The organism is Hespellia stercorisuis DSM 15480 (assembly GCF_900142165.1).
In the GTDB taxonomy this organism is placed as follows: Bacteria; Bacillota; Clostridia; order Lachnospirales; family Lachnospiraceae; genus Hespellia; species Hespellia stercorisuis.
On record NZ_FQZY01000015.1, the window covers coordinates 39,091 to 55,079 of the forward strand.

Here is a 15,989-nt window from a genome sequence, read left to right on the forward strand (position 1 = left end):
ACTAAGCCCCATATTAAAAGTGAAACGGGACTGCTACTTTTTGTTCCCACTATCAAATTGACAGTTTATTTAAGAATACCTTGCCGCATATTTATTAACTCCTTGTATAATACTGAATCTAATTATATTCCTTAACCCTTTATTTGTCAAGCTGACAAACTAAAGCAGAAAAAGCGGCAGGATTTCCCCCTGCCACTAATCATCTGTTTATGCAAAAATAATTTCCTTTTCCACAATCTCCCTCGCACAAGCCCTTATGTTATTGAGGCATCCTGTCCATTCTAAGGCGTTTTCTGCCTTTAGCTGTTCCGTTATGCCCTGTGCCTGTTTCATACCCTCTATGAGCCTTTCAAAGCGTTCCTGTGCCTGTCTGTTGATGTCGGCAAGGTAGGCGTTTAGCCTGCCGCTTGTAAGAAGATTGGTGTATGTAACTTTACGGTACTGTTTTAGATAATCTAAATGCCGTTGCCCCCAGATGCCTATTGCCTGTTCTTCTTCGGCGGGTACAGTTAAGCACGGTATCAAATAATCCCCTTGCCTTTCGTATTTGCCGCCCAGTTCCTCAAATAATGATTTTGCCATTGTCTGTTACCTCCACATTCTTTTTTATTTTGAATGTCCGCAAAATCCGTCCTACATCTATGGGATTACTTGGAAGATTCCAGTGCATAATCACACGACAATAATTATGAAAATCCAATCCTTCCTGTCCGATTGATGTTGTAGCGAGCACAAATGGACGCATTGGTGAGTTAAAGGCATTTCTGATATTTTCTTTACGCATGACTACCTTGGAATTATCTCCTGCATCCTTTGTAAATCCAACTGCATAACTCGACCTTATTCGACATCCATCACTCTTCCTGTCAGCTCCGTTAATACGTTTTTTGAAATCAGGATAAGTATCAGCGATATAGGTGGCTGTATGTATCTTCAATGAATCCATCATCATGTCATGCACAATCTGATACTGATTTCCATCCGACTGAAAACCTGCTGTTTCTTTCAGCATATGGATATATTCATCAATCATTGCCTGAAAACAGCCATCTTTACAGTATTTAAGTACATTCTGCCAATGGGAATTATCATCCCTGCATCTGCCATAAGCAAGATCAATGATAGCTGTTGACTCCGGCAAATTGAAATTATTGACAAATACCTTTGCAAGCGATGTTGCTCTGGCTGTGCTTCTTCCATTAGAACGATAAATGCATATTGCTGGCGAACCCAGTACCATATTTACCAATGTTTCCAGAAGATCCTCCGGCTTTCTTCCAAGATGAATCTCCTCCGGGGCATCCAAATAACTTCTTAGCTTATCAATATGAGCAATAAAGCCCTTATTTCTCTTATCCTTTGAACTGCTTCTGACCTCAGATGTTGTATCCTCTTCGTCTGTATTCATTTCCCACACAATATCCTCTATCCAATGCTTTGCATAGATGACTCCATCCATGAGCATCGGTGCAAGATAATACCACCTGGCATCTTCCTTATTGTTACCCGAATCACCATACTTTTCTTCGATTATCGCAAGCTTCTCTTTCAGTTTCAGCCGTACAGATTTCTCTATTACTTCTAATGATTCATGATTATTCAATGACTCAATCGGTAAATACATATCAGAAAGTGTCTTTGAAGGATAAAGCAGTGCAAACAGGCTCATGCCTCTTACTTCTCCATTTGAAACATTAAACCTGAGCCTTGCCACCGGGTATCGTCTCGAACCATCCGCAAAATACCCCGTATTCTTCTTATCCTGATTCTTTATCTGATGTACCAGTTTTCCAACTGTAAGTCTTTCCGCCTCATAGGAAACAAGCGCACCTATCATTCGTGGAACCATCTCCCATGCAGAAAATACAAGTATTTTTGAAAAGCCTTTGCTGTTTTTATATGCTCCCTGCATCTCATAATATGGCAGTGATGGAGGAATCCACAGATATTTTTCTGCACCGCCGGTAAATGCTTTTTCTTTCAGTGCCTCAAGCCTTGCATTGGTTTTCGGCAGTTCATCATATTTATTGATTTTATTGCGATTCAGCCACAAGAGACATTGTTCTCTTTCACTTCCAAATTCATCTGGATGTTTTATATAATATTTTTCAATCTGCTCTTTAATCTTATATTTCTTCATAAAGGACATAAGATACGGACAGCTCTTTGCATAATCTACCGGTAAAGAATGATTTGAATCCGTTTTTGACAACAATCGTGACATCTGTATATAGGAGTTTATGTCATTTTCATCTATCTGCAAATGATGCTTCACGCTGCTGTCATCCGTATAATCACCGGAATCCATGACAGATATACGCTCTGTCCTGCTGACTCCCTGATACATGGCATTTTCTGCCAGCTCCTTCATACGGATAATTGCACTGTCCCCTGCCTTCAACTCACTTAGAGCATGGGAATAATTCTTCCACACTTCCTTAAATTTAATGTCTTTGACTTCATCATCAAAAAGAAAGTTCATAACCTGAAAAAACTCTGCATAATGCTCATCAAGCTGATTTTCATCTATCTCTTCAAGGGTAGAATACAATTTATATGGTGTAGCCGACAACAGAAGTACCCTTGTATCATGTCCACTAAGGAAACTGTGTGCAAGAATACCAAGCTCACTGTCATCGGATGACAAAAGAAACTTAAATCTCTGAAACTCATCCATGATTACCAGATCCGGCTCAAGCATAGATACACTGATTCTCGCAAACATCACACGAAGCTTATTCATCACATAGTAATTGGAATATGTAAGCTGTTTATTGTATCTTCTTTCATGCAAATGATTAAGCAGCATGTCCCTTATACTTTCATACTCCTGATAATTAAGGATTTTTTCTATCACATTTTGTGGATAGACACCCTTCGTCATCTTTTCGCATTCTGCCACACGATTTTCAAAGTTCCATTTTGCCCATCCATCCCATGCTTTTACAGCATCCATTATCATAAATTTTTCAAGAGAAGTTACATGTCCTTTAAAGTCCGGCATTCTCCTTAAAATGGCATACATAAGTGCTCTTTCCTGCACACTTCCACCTCCGGTGGTCATGCGGAAAGATGTTTCCGGTGTAAGTGGGATAAGCTGTATAAAACCTTCCTTTATCTGCGGATCATTTTCCTGCTCAGTAATCTTTAAATGCTGCATAGACAGTCTGGTATCTGATACTGAGCCGATGGCATTCTTTCCTGTTACATCAAGTTTTCTGATATTCTGATTTGCTATGTTCTGATTAGAGCAGATATAAATTACCTTAAACAGATCATCTTTCTCTTCGATTCTAAGTCTTGCTGTCTTTACAATTGCTCCTCTGGCAATAAGAGTTTTTCCCATACCCACTTCATCTGCTACAAGCACACGATTCTGATTATGCCGGAACAGATAATCCACTCTCTCCACAGTCGCTCTTTGAAAATCCTTCAGACCGGAAAGGGTACGCTTTTCAATTTCATCTATATTAAATTGTAACATGACATCACCTCGTTATCTTCTGATTTTCAAAGTATTACAAAAAGTCTCATACAGTTCACGGAATTCATCCGGTATAATATCCTTATCTGTAACCATCTTAAGCACATATCCAATGTCTTTTATTCTTTCCGGCCCTTCTACAGATGTCTTTAACATCTTTTCATAGAGTGCCGGCATTGCATCACTCGAATTGGCAAAAAAGCCGGATTCTCCCATCTGCTTTCCTTCAAGCATAGATGCTACATAATCATCACCAAGTACAAACGCTATGTACTCAACAAATGATGCCCTATCTTTTACCACACTGTTTACTGCAGCACTTTCTCTGTCATCCGGGAAACCACTTGTAGGGATCATAATAATTCTGCGAATTGTATCATCACCTGATCTTGCAGTAATCTCATAGAACTCTGATAACTGCAAGATCTCAAGCTCTGAAAACTCTATATGTTCTGACAATGTCTGCTCCTGCTTTGAATTAAATGGTGATACTGTAACCTCACTATCAGATTCAATACCACTGAACTCAACCTCTATCTTGTACTTTCCAGCATTCTCATTATCTTCTGAAATTACAGCCTGCCTTTTCACTCGGCACAAGTCCTTAATTTTCTGCTCCAGCAGATTTCTATTGTCACTTTCTGTTTCCAAAACAGCATCCGCTACTGTAACCTGCTCAAATGGATTCTTTGCATCTCCTACCGGTCCACAGAATATATCCTCTAAGAATTTATCCCCATTCAGATACATATTCTTTGTACCAAGCCACAGCATCATTTCAACATTTTTATTAATTGCAGAATAGGAAGCATTCATGGAACCAAGATACAGGTCAACATCTGAATATTTCCTTCTCAGATAGATTTTTGCATGAATATCCTGTTTCTTTTTATCTGCGAGTTCATCTGAAATTTCTTCCTCACCATCTATAATCTCATCCTTTAATGCATAGATGGTAAAATTATCTACATCTGATGCTTTGAGTTTTCCAAGCTCAGAACGTCTCGTAACAAGTGTTCTCTTACAGTCCGACAATGCCCTGTCTGTCAGGTTAAAATCTGCAATCACACTTTCTGATAAAAACGGAGACATCACTACAAGCTCATTAAATGTCGAATTGGCATTTCCTCTTTCCTTGCAGAATAGGATATCCTCCTGCATCCGGTAAGCATTTTTTCCAATACCAAGTGGAAGCACTTCAAAATCCTCTCCAAATATTTTACTATCAAGTGAAAAGGATACATCCTTAATGTCTGCACATAATCCACGAATCAGGTTTCTTTTCTTTCCGGCATTATTGCTGGTATTATGCACATTCATTACAAGATAATCCAGAAAATCACAGATAGGCTGAGTCTTTTTCTTCTGTCTGACATTTTTACTGCTATCCATTGCAAAGCTGATATCCCAGCTCCTGTCAAAAGTCAGATTTCTGCTCATTACCACAAAACGATATTTTTTATCTCCATCAGCGTTTACATATGCTAATACCCATGTTTTCGGATGAAATGACGGATATCGACCAAGCTGTCTATCTTTTGGCAGTGCGACCTCTACTACCATTTTCTCTAATAAAATAGATAGTGCAGTCGGTTTTGTTGGCACTTTAATCTGTCCTGCTTCACAAAACAGCACGATTTTATCTGATACCTTCTGCAATGCATTCAGCATACCAATTGGATTTTGCATAAGCTTACTATCTGTTTCTTCAGATAATCCAAGACATATCGCCACAGCTGTGAGTGCTTCCAGGTCAAGTGAATATGTAGTGCCTACTGCTCTGTCCAATCTATATCCGTCCGGAGGCATCAAAATACCGCTGTAATCCGTTCTATCTCGGTTTGAATCCGGTCTAAACATCAGCACTCACCTCCCCGGCATAGATGTCATTCACAATTCTTCTGGCATTCGAGAATCTGTAATCGAGCATTCCACCGCCTACCCATTTTGAATGATCAAATTCCTTTGTTCTGCTTAACTTCGCTCTGGCTGCTCCTTTCAGGCTCCGTTCCCTCTTGCGAATCAGTTCATCAGCCATATCAATATCTAATGTAATAAATGCTGCTTGTATCCCACATAGAAAGCTCTTTGCCCTTGGATTGATCAACTGGAATTCTCCAAACACTGCATCCAGATCTACTGTCGCATTATGCCTTATATCCGGAAGCAACCTGCTCCATTCATCATTTGCGTATGTATTCTCGTCTTCTGAAAGCATGACATTGTATCTTACTCTCGCCATATACACCAGATTATTAAAATCGCAGGCAAGCTTCATCATATATGCCAGCTTTTCACCTACTTTTTCCGATAGTTCAGCCGTTAAAGAAGCAAAATCATCATATTCATTCAAATCAATACGATTTTTCAATACATATTCCAAAAGAGACCCTTTCGTTGACTTCTGAATCTGCTTATCCAGATAGAATGCTTCCTCCTGCGTCAGCTCTATTGTAAGGTTGTCTCTCCAATCATCATGATAAATCGGAAGATTCCAGAATCTAATATTGCCGATGTCTCCTGCATCCGAATCATCCTTATCATTTTCCTCTGCATCATCATTCCTGTTTCCCAACCGGCTGACAGACTTCTGTTCTTTTAGCTTTACCGCCAATGAAACATACTCCGGTATAGACAGACCATAATCACAGAATATTCCAAAGGTACGAATTCCATTCCAGTAGATATCTGATGGTTTTCTTGCCACCCAGCCCTTTGGCAATACACGACTTCCAATAACACCTTCTGCCTTGGGATCTGCTTCTAACAATCTGATGCCACAATCTTTTTCAGCAGAATCTATAGCTCTTAAAACTCTATTTGCATCCTTTCCATACCTGCCATCAACAGCCTCCCTTAACATATATGGAACAATAAGGAAGTACTTTGCTCTAGTCTGGATGGTAGATGTCCCCGGAAAGAAATAATTGGCAAAAGCATCACGAATAACGCCGATTCCAAGTTCATCGACTGCTCCCTGTTCACTCAGAAGGTTAATCACATCGAATGCCTTCTGCCGGTCTTCTTTTGAAAAATCTATCCATCCTAACTGCATGTTTTCACTTCCTTATTTCTTCGTCAAATATGTATCTTCCACATAAGTCTCCGGTGTCGCCTCTTCAATTACTCCCGACTTTGGATCAAAGATATATTTCTTCTTCAATCTCTCATACAATACAGAACCTACAGTCTCCATTACCTGCCTCATCATATCAGGATCATCAAACAGTTTTCTGAAAAACTGGTCATTCTGCTCATATCTGTCTGCTGCCATATTCGGAAAATCCTTTTCAAATAACAGCATAAATGTTGCCCTGTCATTGTTCTTTGCGTAGCTCTGCCATTTCTCCTGATTGGCATAATCATTTTCCATCTGAACAAGAACTTTATCCATCTCTGTAAAATGAGTGCCATACTTTTCGTTTATCTTATCAATGATTACTGTCAACGGGTCTTTCTTAGGCTCTCTATGACCGGAATCACCGGAGATAGGTGTATATCCGCCTTCTGTGCTTTCAAGCTCTATCGGACCTTCAAAGTCTTTTTCCAGCTTATAGTATTCAAGAAGAACTTTGTCATCAATATTTATCTTCTCTCCACCATGTCCCTTAGGAAGCATTGTGTATAAGAATTTTGAATAAATACTGAATCTATGAATATCCTTGTCAAATAATCTGCATACCTGTGTAATATAGGCATACACACGGTTAAAACTTGCCAAGGTAGACTTAAATATATCCTGTTTTTCAACCTCAAGCACTTCATATCTGTCTATTGCTGGTCTTAACTGTCCCTGAAGCTTTCCAAGATCACCAGCTGATTGATTCTCATTCTGATAGAAAATATCCGCAAATTTATCCACTTCTGATTTCTGATATACCCTGAAATCATCCAAGGTATTCTTCATATCATATACAACATTAGGATCTGTTTCCTCCAAGAGCACAGTTTCCTCATAGAATGGCTCAAAAGATGCTTTGATATCCTCTGCTGAATTCACAAAATCAAGTACAAAGGTATCTACTTTTCCTCTTGTAGTACGATTCAGTCTTGATAAAGTCTGTACTGCCTTTACACCGGACAATTTCTTATCCACAAACATGGTGTGAAGTAGTGGTTCATCAAAGCCTGTCTGATATTTTTCTGCAACAACAAGGATTCCATAATCATCTGCATGGAATGTTTCCGGCAAAGCCTTTTCTTTTATTGTCTTGCCTTCTTTATCCTTGTTCATTCCCTCTTCGGTAAACACATCATCGTTATCTTTCACTTCACCGGAAAAAGCGACTAACACTTCAAGGTCATTCAGTCCTTTTTCTTTTATCTGTCTCTTAAATTCCTGCACATATCGTACTGCATGAAGTCTGGATGGTGTAACAACCATAGCCTTCGCTCTGCCACCTATCTTATGTCTTGTGACATTCATAAAATGTTCCAGCATAATGGCAGTCTTCTGAGAGATATTATGTGGATGCAGTGTCTCATAATTTATAATTGCCTTTGAACCAGCTGTTGTATCAAATTCCGGATTATCCTCAATAATCTTGGCAATCTTATAGTACATTTTGTAGGTCATATAGTTCTGCAAAACATCCAAGATGAAATGCTCCTCTATTGCCTGTCTCATAGAATAAATATGGAAAGGTCTGTAGATTCCTTCCGCATCCTTCTGACCAAACAGCTGCAATGTTTTTCCTTTTGGCGTTGCTGTAAATGCAAAGAATGATAAGTTCTTATGCATCCCCTGTGCTGCCAGTTCGTCTAATAGCTTGTCCTCATCATCCTTGCGGTTTCTCTCGTCCTCATCTTCCATCTCGGCATACTCTTTCAGAATTTCTTCAGTATCAGCTAATGCTCTTTTTAACTTTTTCGCTGCATCTCCGGTCTGCGAAGAATGTGCCTCATCAATAATAATCGCAAATCTTTTTTTTGCAGAATCCACTTCTTTATAGATTACCGGGAATTTCTGTAATGTAGTAATAATAATGCCTACACCATCATTGATTGCATCTCTAAGCTGTCCCGAATTTTTATCTACTTTCTTAACCACACCTTCCACATGGTCAAACTGATATACTGTAGACTGTAACTGACTGTCCAACACTCGTCTGTCAGTAACGATGATTACTGACTGGAAAATCTTATTGTCTTCATAATCATGGAGTCCGGTAAGTCTGTGTGCCAGCCATGCAATCGAATTGGACTTTCCTGAGCCTGCACTATGCTGGATCAGATAACTCTTACCTGAACCATTCTTTTTTACATCTTCCAACAGCTTTGTAACAACATCAAGCTGATGATACCTTGGGAAAATCATAGTCTCTTTCACAAGATTTCCATTTTTATCGTACTCCTGCTGCAAGTGCATATATTTCTGTAAAATTTCCATCAGACTGTCTTTGCAGAGTACTCTTTCCCAAAGATAAGCTGTATCATATCCATTTGGATTTACCGGATTACCTTTGCCACCTACTTTTCCGGCGCCATTACTTCCCTGATTAAATGGCAGGAAATAAGTGTGTGCGCCCTCAAGTCTTGTAGTCATATAAACATTGGTAAGGTCTACAGCGAAATGTACCAATACCCTTTCCTTAAAGGCAAAAATCGCATCCTTACCGGCACGATCAAACTTATACTGATTAATCGCATTTGTTGTATCCTGTCCTGTAAACTGACATTTCAATTCCATAGATACCACCGGAATGCCGTTTGCAAAAAGAACAATATCAATGCTGTTTTCATTATGTACAGAATAATGAAGCTGTCTGGTACAATGAAGGATATTCGCATCATACTGCATCTGTGTAGTCTCATTCAAAGAGGTCTCCGGCTTCCAGAAAATCGGATAAAACTTGATTCCTCTGTCCATAAATCCATGCCGCATCACATTCAAAAGATTCGTTGTCTTTACTTCTCTTTTAAAACGTTCGATGATCTGTTTCTCGGAATTCTCCGCATAAATTTTTACATATCTTTCCCATTTCTTAGGCTGACTTGTCTTAATAAACTCAACAAAAGTATCTTCTTCAAGTCCTGATTCACGATTAAATTTCTTTGGATCACCTTTGGTATATCCACCATGATGAGTCAGATAGTCTTCGATATCTTCCTCAAATCGTTTCTCTTTTACATCAAAATCAGACATGAGCTACACCTCCTTTTTGCCTGTGACAACTTCGTAAATGAGGGATTTTTTGTATTCTTGATATTTCTTAATAAGTTTATTTCTTTTATCAATCTCAACTTCAATATGATTTACCTTATCAGTTATGTAATCAGCTATTTTCTTCTGCTCATCATATGGTGGAATAGGAATATAAAAATTCAAAAACTTATCTGCTTGTAGTCTCCATCTTCCCATACCACTTACACCTTGTCCTAATCCATAAAAAATTCGTGCACTATAACACATTTGCATCATATACAAATAATACTTTGGACACATACCATTCTTATCATTTAATACAAAAACCCTATAATCAGGACTTGTAACTCCTTCGTACTTTGAAATATCTACCCAACCGGTCAGCAAATCCATATGATTCATTGCGAAATCACCTTTATGGACTAACTGATAATTTGCATAGCTATTTGCAAACTGTCCTTCATTGTTAGAAAAATCTTTAGGAATTATTCCTCTTTGTGTAATTGACAAAACAGTATGTCCTTCTTCTCCTGCAATATCTTTCTGAATATGGAATACATACTTTAATCTTTTCATTTCCCAATTTATAGGAATATTTCCAAACCATACACTTCCGCTATCCTTCATCTCTACATCTGGATTTATTCCACTGGTTACTGCTTCCGTAATAATTGATAATTTGTATTCCTCTAATTTTTCAATTATCACCTTCTGCTTTTCTACAATTTCATCAATCTTTGAACACTTGGCATCCAGATATTCAACTATTTTATTTTGTTGTTCTATATTTGGTCTAACCAACGGAAGTAAAAATAACTTGCTTGATTTTATTCCAGTTGCTGTTGAACCAGTAGATAATGAATGTAAAAACTGCTGGAATCCCTCGTTCAACATCCAATACTTCAAATAATAGTTATTAACAGTACTTAATGCTCTAAATTTTATAATACGTTGTGCTAAGGCAATATCAGTTCTATCTACATTAGCCACTTGCCCCAATGGAGCCTCTGTAGTAAATAGTATATCGCCAATTTGTGGTATTCCTCGATGCATTATCTCCTCATAATCGGCTTCACGAACGTATTCTTTTGATAACTCATAGCATATTTTCCCATCTTTTATATTCTTTGCAGTTACTAAAAAAGTTCCTTCTTCTGTTTTTTCTGGTGTTTTTCCCCTATAATCGACAATTGAATCTAATTGCTTTGTTAAGGGAACAATCTCCCAATCTTTTGGTATCTTCCCAATCCATTCCACTCCACTATCCTTCATCTCTCTCATAGGTCAAATACCTCCTCAAGACTTCCAGATAGTTCTGTCTCTAAATCCATAATCTCTGCCATAATTTCTGCTGATGGTCTTGGAGCTTCATACTTATAGAAATATCTCGTAAACGGAATCTCATATCCCACCTTTGACTTTTTCTCATCTACCCATGCATCCGGTGCAAATGGAAGTACTTCTCTTTCAAAGTACTCTTTGATATCCTCTTTTAACGGAACATTTTCTGTATCACGAAGACTGGTATCCGGCTGTTTCTTTCCCTTTTTCAATACCAGATTGCCTTCTTCATCACGAAGCGGTCTTTCTACTGTAATCTTGGTATAACCAAAATCCTCGTCATCATAAATCTGGCTGATTTCACTCTCTTTAAAATCACCATATATCTTTGTAATCTCTGCAATATCTTCCTTAGAGATATCATTTCGCTTATTTCCTAATGCCTTTCTTCTCTTCACGAACATCTCATTGGCATTGATCAGCTGCACTTTTCCTTCTCTGACTGTACCTGCCTTTTTATTTGACAATACCCAGATATAGGTTGCAATTCCTGTGTTATAGAAAATATCATTCGGTAAAGCAATGATTGCCTCAAGCAGATCATTTTCAAGAATATATCTTCTGATTTCAGAAGGTCCGCTTCCTGCATCTCCTGTAAAAAGTGGGGAACCATTATGAATGATTGCAATTCTGCTTCCACCTTTATCAATATCTTTCATCTTTGATATTGCTGTCATAAGAAAAAGCATCTGTCCGTCACTTGTAGCCGGAAGTCCTGCTCCAAATCTTCCTCCGAAGCCAAGCTTTGCCTCTTCCTCTACTTTTGCCTTTTCATTCTTCCACTCACGTCCAAACGGAGGATTTGAAAGGATATAGTCAAATGTACTGCCTGCAAACTGGTCATCCGATAATGTGTTGCCATCCTTAATGTAATCAGCATTGTTACCCTTAATCAGCATATCAGCCTTACAGATTGCAAATGTCTGGTCATTGATTTCCTGACCGAACGATACAAGCTCTGTAGATGCATTCAGACTATGTAAATATTCCTCTGCTACAGAAAGCATACCTCCGGTTCCACAGGCAGGATCATAAATCGTCTTTGCCACATTATTGCCAGAAAGGATGTCATTATCATCATAGAAGAGAATATTAACCATAAGTTGGATAACTTCTCTTGGAGTGTAATGCTGTCCTGCATCTTCATTATGAGACTCAGAGAATCTTCTTATAATTTCTTCAAAAATATATCCCATTTCAAGGTTAGAGATTTCATTCGGATGAAGATTTCCTCTGTCTGTTGTATATTCCTTTAAAACAATATACAGAATCCCCTTATTTGCCATCGTTGTGATGTGTCCATCAAACTTAAATTTTTCCAGAATATCCCGCACATTTGCTGAAAATTTATTCAGATACTCTCTAAAATTCTCCTCAATGTGGTCAGGATCATCCATAAGTCTTTCAAATGTATATTTACTTGTATTGTAAAAATCCTTTTTTGAAGCCTTACGAAGTAAAATATCTTTCATTGGAAGATTCTTTACTTCATCGTATTTCTGTAATACCGCATCCTTCGTATCTGAGAGAATACAGTCAAAACGTCTGATTACTGTAAGTGGTAATATAACATCTCCATATTCATGTGGTTTATATACACCGGTAAGCTTATCTGCTATTGCCCATATTAGGTCTGCTTTCTGATCTATTTTTGCACTTCTCGTAGCCATTTACATTTTCCTCCATAAGGTAATTTACTTTTCTTTGTTATCTGGTACATAGTCAATCAAATCTCCAAAGTTACAATCCAACTCTTTGCAGATTTTTTCCAAAACAGATAGTTTCACCGACTCGCAGTTTGTCATCTTTGCTATTGTACTGGAGCTAAGACCAGTCTTGGCACACAAATCTCCTTTTTTCATTCCGTGGTCAATTAACTGTTTCCATAATCCATTATAACTAATTGCCATCCTCTTTTCCTCCGTTTAATGTGCAATCAATATCAAAATTATTTTATCACACAAAAAACTCCTTGTACAATTCGCATTTACAAATATCACATATCTTTTTTCAAATATTGAATATCTTTTTTAATTTATTCACAAACCTTTTGAATTTATCTGCTACAGATACTCTTTTCCTAATTGATGTGGTTAGAAGAAAAACATCTCCAATCTGCTTTCATTATAACGTTCAATCCATATTTACGCATTAAAAAAGGATGCAGGGATTGACTCCCTACATCCTTCATTAGAATTATAATATTATACTTATCTCACACCCCGATCAGCCCCTCTCTCCGGCTTATCTTTTCCCTGCTTTTCTTGAATAATCCTCTTATTAATCTCAAGCCGTTCATGAATGGATAATTTCTTATCTTTTCCAACTACCGCCTGCTTCTGTTGTACCTGTTTCCTATCTGCTTTTCCTGCATCCTTGACCACTGCATTCGCTTCGGTACTTGTTCCCCGCTCATCTGCTCTTCCTTCATTTCTTTCCGTTATCTGCTGTTCTCGTCTCTCTTTCACACCTTTTTCTTCCAGATTGCAAAAGCTCTGCAGATACGGAAGCACATGATTCTGCATGTCTGTCAGATCTTCCATATATTTTTGGAACTCTTCACTTCCTTTACCTTTCTGGTAATTGATCCAATACTCATCTGTAAGCTTCATTTCATTATCATACTTCAACTGACTCACAATACCGCCATGTCCATTTCCAATATCTATTGACTTCTTGAAATGATGCAGCATCTGTTCACCTTTTTCCGCATAATATACAGTCACATATATCTTTGTGATTTTTGTAGGTTCCTCTGTCTTCGAATCACGTTTTGCATACCATTCTTTATCCATTTCTGCTGTTTTTGCATCCAGCTCGGATAACTTCTGACATCTTGGATTCATGAGAGCACTTTCTTCACAATAGTTTACATACACCATTGGTTCCAGATTCTTTGGAAACTCCGGCTCATAGACTTTCAGTCTTTCAATCAATACACCTGCACGCACAGACTGGTCACATTCTTCGTCTACAATATCCTTCAGATAAGAAATATAAGAATGTGTATTGCCACTCTGCAAATCCAACATCACCTCTTGTACCGTATTTTCTCCCGTCTCCACATTATCTCGATACTCATACGGATCAAAAGCTTCTGCAATCTCATCCAATGCCTCTGCCAACTGTTCTGTGGTCATCTTCTCTGGATACATTGCTTCCCGAACATCCCGCATTGGTACATACTTATAGTCCGGCAATGCATCATGAATTTTCTCAATCCCTTCCCGTATCAGTGCAAGTTCTCCATAAAATCGAACATCGTCCATCAGATTTCCAAGTACTGTATTTCCTTTTACGATTGCAAATTCAGCATCATCATAGTAACTGTCTTCCGGATCACGATAGATAATCCCCATACTGCATACTCGATAGGCATTCTCAGGATTCTCCCTATATTTTTCATAAACCGCAGCAATCTGATTAACATCGGTACTTTTTTCATAAGCTCCCATATCATGGAACTCATCACATTCTGCGGCAAAGTATTCCAGATACGGTTCTTTCTTCGGTGGCATATTATTGAGGACATTATCAATCATGTTATAATTTGCCTCTTCCAGTTCTTCTACCTTTGCCAATGGCTTATATTCGCCCTGGCTTTTCTGAATCTCTGCCATTACAACCTCATCCATTTCTTCTACCTTTTCCATCAACTGATCATAATCCCCACGGATGCGTTCTCCAGTCCATCCTTCGTCTTCCAAAAGTTCCTCTGCCGCTTCTTCAATAGAAATTTCACCATTTTCATAGACGCCACCATCCATCAGGCGGAAATCTTCATCGTAAAAGGAATAATCATATCCTCCTTCTGTTCTCTGAATAGCAAAGTAACGTTCTCCTACCTCATATGCCAGTTCACTAAGAACCTGTTCTTCCAGATTCAGGAAAGAATCTAGCTGTTCAAAACTGATACTGTCTACAAAATGAGCGGTTACCTTTCCCCCCTCATTCAGAACTACGATATCACTGACAGACAGGGAATGTCCTCGAAAGTCTTCTGGTCTGTCGATGTTGAATCGTTCAAATATATCATCTAGCGACATATTTCCAAATAATTCTCCCACATAGACCAGTTCATAGTCTTCTTTTTTAATCTGCATCCCGTGACTTTCAATGAAGCTCATATTCATAAACGCATAGTTTTCACCTGGCAAACCATCTCTTATTTGATAAATACCGAATGTTCGTCTTGTCCCTAATAGCAGATTTGCCTCTTTCAAAGACTGAATCTGCGGATATTTCTGCATCTCCCATTCCAAATTGCGGAATCGTTCCAGTTCTTCTGTAGACATCTGATAATGCTCCGGACCTCGTTCAATCTCCATTCGCTCTGTAACATAGATTGGTGATGAAAAATTGGTAATCAGATAGATATCTGCTCCGGCATCATATAATTTCAGAGCTTCTTCCTGTCCAATCACATTCATCGGCTCCTGAAATGCTCCAAAATCTTCATCTGCATAATCCAGATCCTGATCCCTTATCCGTTCCCACATCTGTGATTCCATGCCAAACAGCCCTTCATGTGCCTGTATCATTTCTTTACTTGCATACTCTCCCTTGCTGCCATCACTACCCAGGCAATAGATTTTAGAACCCATTCTGTGATAATCCAGGGCTGCTGCTTTTCTAAGCGGCACCATATCCTCTGCTGTATATCCATAATCCCGAAGTTCCAGCTTGCCTATGGTTGGATCTGGTAAGTCCTGAATATCCATTTGGGCATCATCCAGAAGTTCCTCTACTCTATCTTCATCTGACCGATTGACTGCATCTGCCAGATTTCTTACCAGCGTCCTTACTTTCTCTTCTTCGCCAACCAGATTTGCATATTCAAAAATCTGTTCTTTTACGTCCGCTGGAATTGCTATTCCCATGTGTTCTGCACGGTCTATTTGTTCCTGTGTATATTCCTGCATTTTCTGCGTTTCTATTCCTGTTATCATGTTTCTCGCCATATAAGTTCCTCCTGTATTCCCAAAAGTGGCATAACCGGCAGAACATTCTTTCTACCAA

At 38.6% G+C, this 15,989-nt stretch carries 9 protein-coding genes; all 9 read right to left on the minus strand.

Annotated features, from left to right (window positions below; translation table 11 throughout):
• Positions 1–207: 207 nt before the first annotated feature.
• Positions 208–582 (minus strand): TnpV protein, encoded by a 375-nt coding sequence (locus tag BUB85_RS06210; RefSeq protein WP_001129922.1) that lies wholly within the window; start codon positions 580–582, stop codon positions 208–210.
• Positions 563–3,484 carry a DEAD/DEAH box helicase family protein gene (locus BUB85_RS06215; RefSeq protein ID WP_231301769.1) on the minus strand — a complete coding sequence of 974 codons (2,922 nt, stop codon included), beginning with the start codon at positions 3,482–3,484 and terminating at the stop codon, positions 563–565. Before BUB85_RS06215 ends, BUB85_RS06210 begins: the two co-directional genes overlap by 20 nt.
• A 12-nt stretch (positions 3,485–3,496) precedes the next feature.
• On the minus strand, positions 3,497–5,344 hold the full coding sequence (locus BUB85_RS06220) for a phospholipase D family protein (RefSeq protein WP_073106981.1): 1,848 nt from the start codon (positions 5,342–5,344) through the stop codon (positions 3,497–3,499).
• Positions 5,337–6,539, minus strand: coding sequence for a DUF6361 family protein (locus BUB85_RS06225; RefSeq protein ID WP_073106984.1), 1,203 nt, complete (start codon positions 6,537–6,539; stop codon positions 5,337–5,339). The genes BUB85_RS06220 and BUB85_RS06225 overlap by 8 nt, the downstream gene beginning before the upstream one ends.
• Positions 6,540–6,551: 12 nt before the next feature.
• The gene (locus tag BUB85_RS06230; RefSeq protein WP_073106987.1) at positions 6,552–9,629 is read right to left on the minus strand and encodes a type I restriction endonuclease subunit R; all 3,078 of its coding nucleotides are present in this window, start codon (positions 9,627–9,629) and stop codon (positions 6,552–6,554) included.
• A gap of 3 nt (positions 9,630–9,632) precedes the next feature.
• Positions 9,633–10,910: a restriction endonuclease subunit S gene (locus tag BUB85_RS06235; RefSeq protein ID WP_073106989.1), complete on the minus strand. Its 1,278-nt coding sequence runs from the start codon at positions 10,908–10,910 to the stop codon at positions 9,633–9,635.
• Positions 10,907–12,640: a type I restriction-modification system subunit M gene (locus BUB85_RS06240; protein WP_073106993.1), complete on the minus strand. Its 1,734-nt coding sequence runs from the start codon at positions 12,638–12,640 to the stop codon at positions 10,907–10,909. Before BUB85_RS06240 ends, BUB85_RS06235 begins: the two co-directional genes overlap by 4 nt.
• Before the next feature lie 24 nt (positions 12,641–12,664).
• Complete coding sequence (locus BUB85_RS06245; protein WP_028086451.1) at positions 12,665–12,880, minus strand: helix-turn-helix domain-containing protein; 216 nt, start codon at positions 12,878–12,880, stop codon at positions 12,665–12,667.
• A gap of 300 nt (positions 12,881–13,180) precedes the next feature.
• Positions 13,181–15,931, minus strand: coding sequence for a YodL domain-containing protein (locus BUB85_RS06250; protein ID WP_028086450.1), 2,751 nt, complete (start codon positions 15,929–15,931; stop codon positions 13,181–13,183).
• Positions 15,932–15,989: the final 58 nt, after the last annotated feature.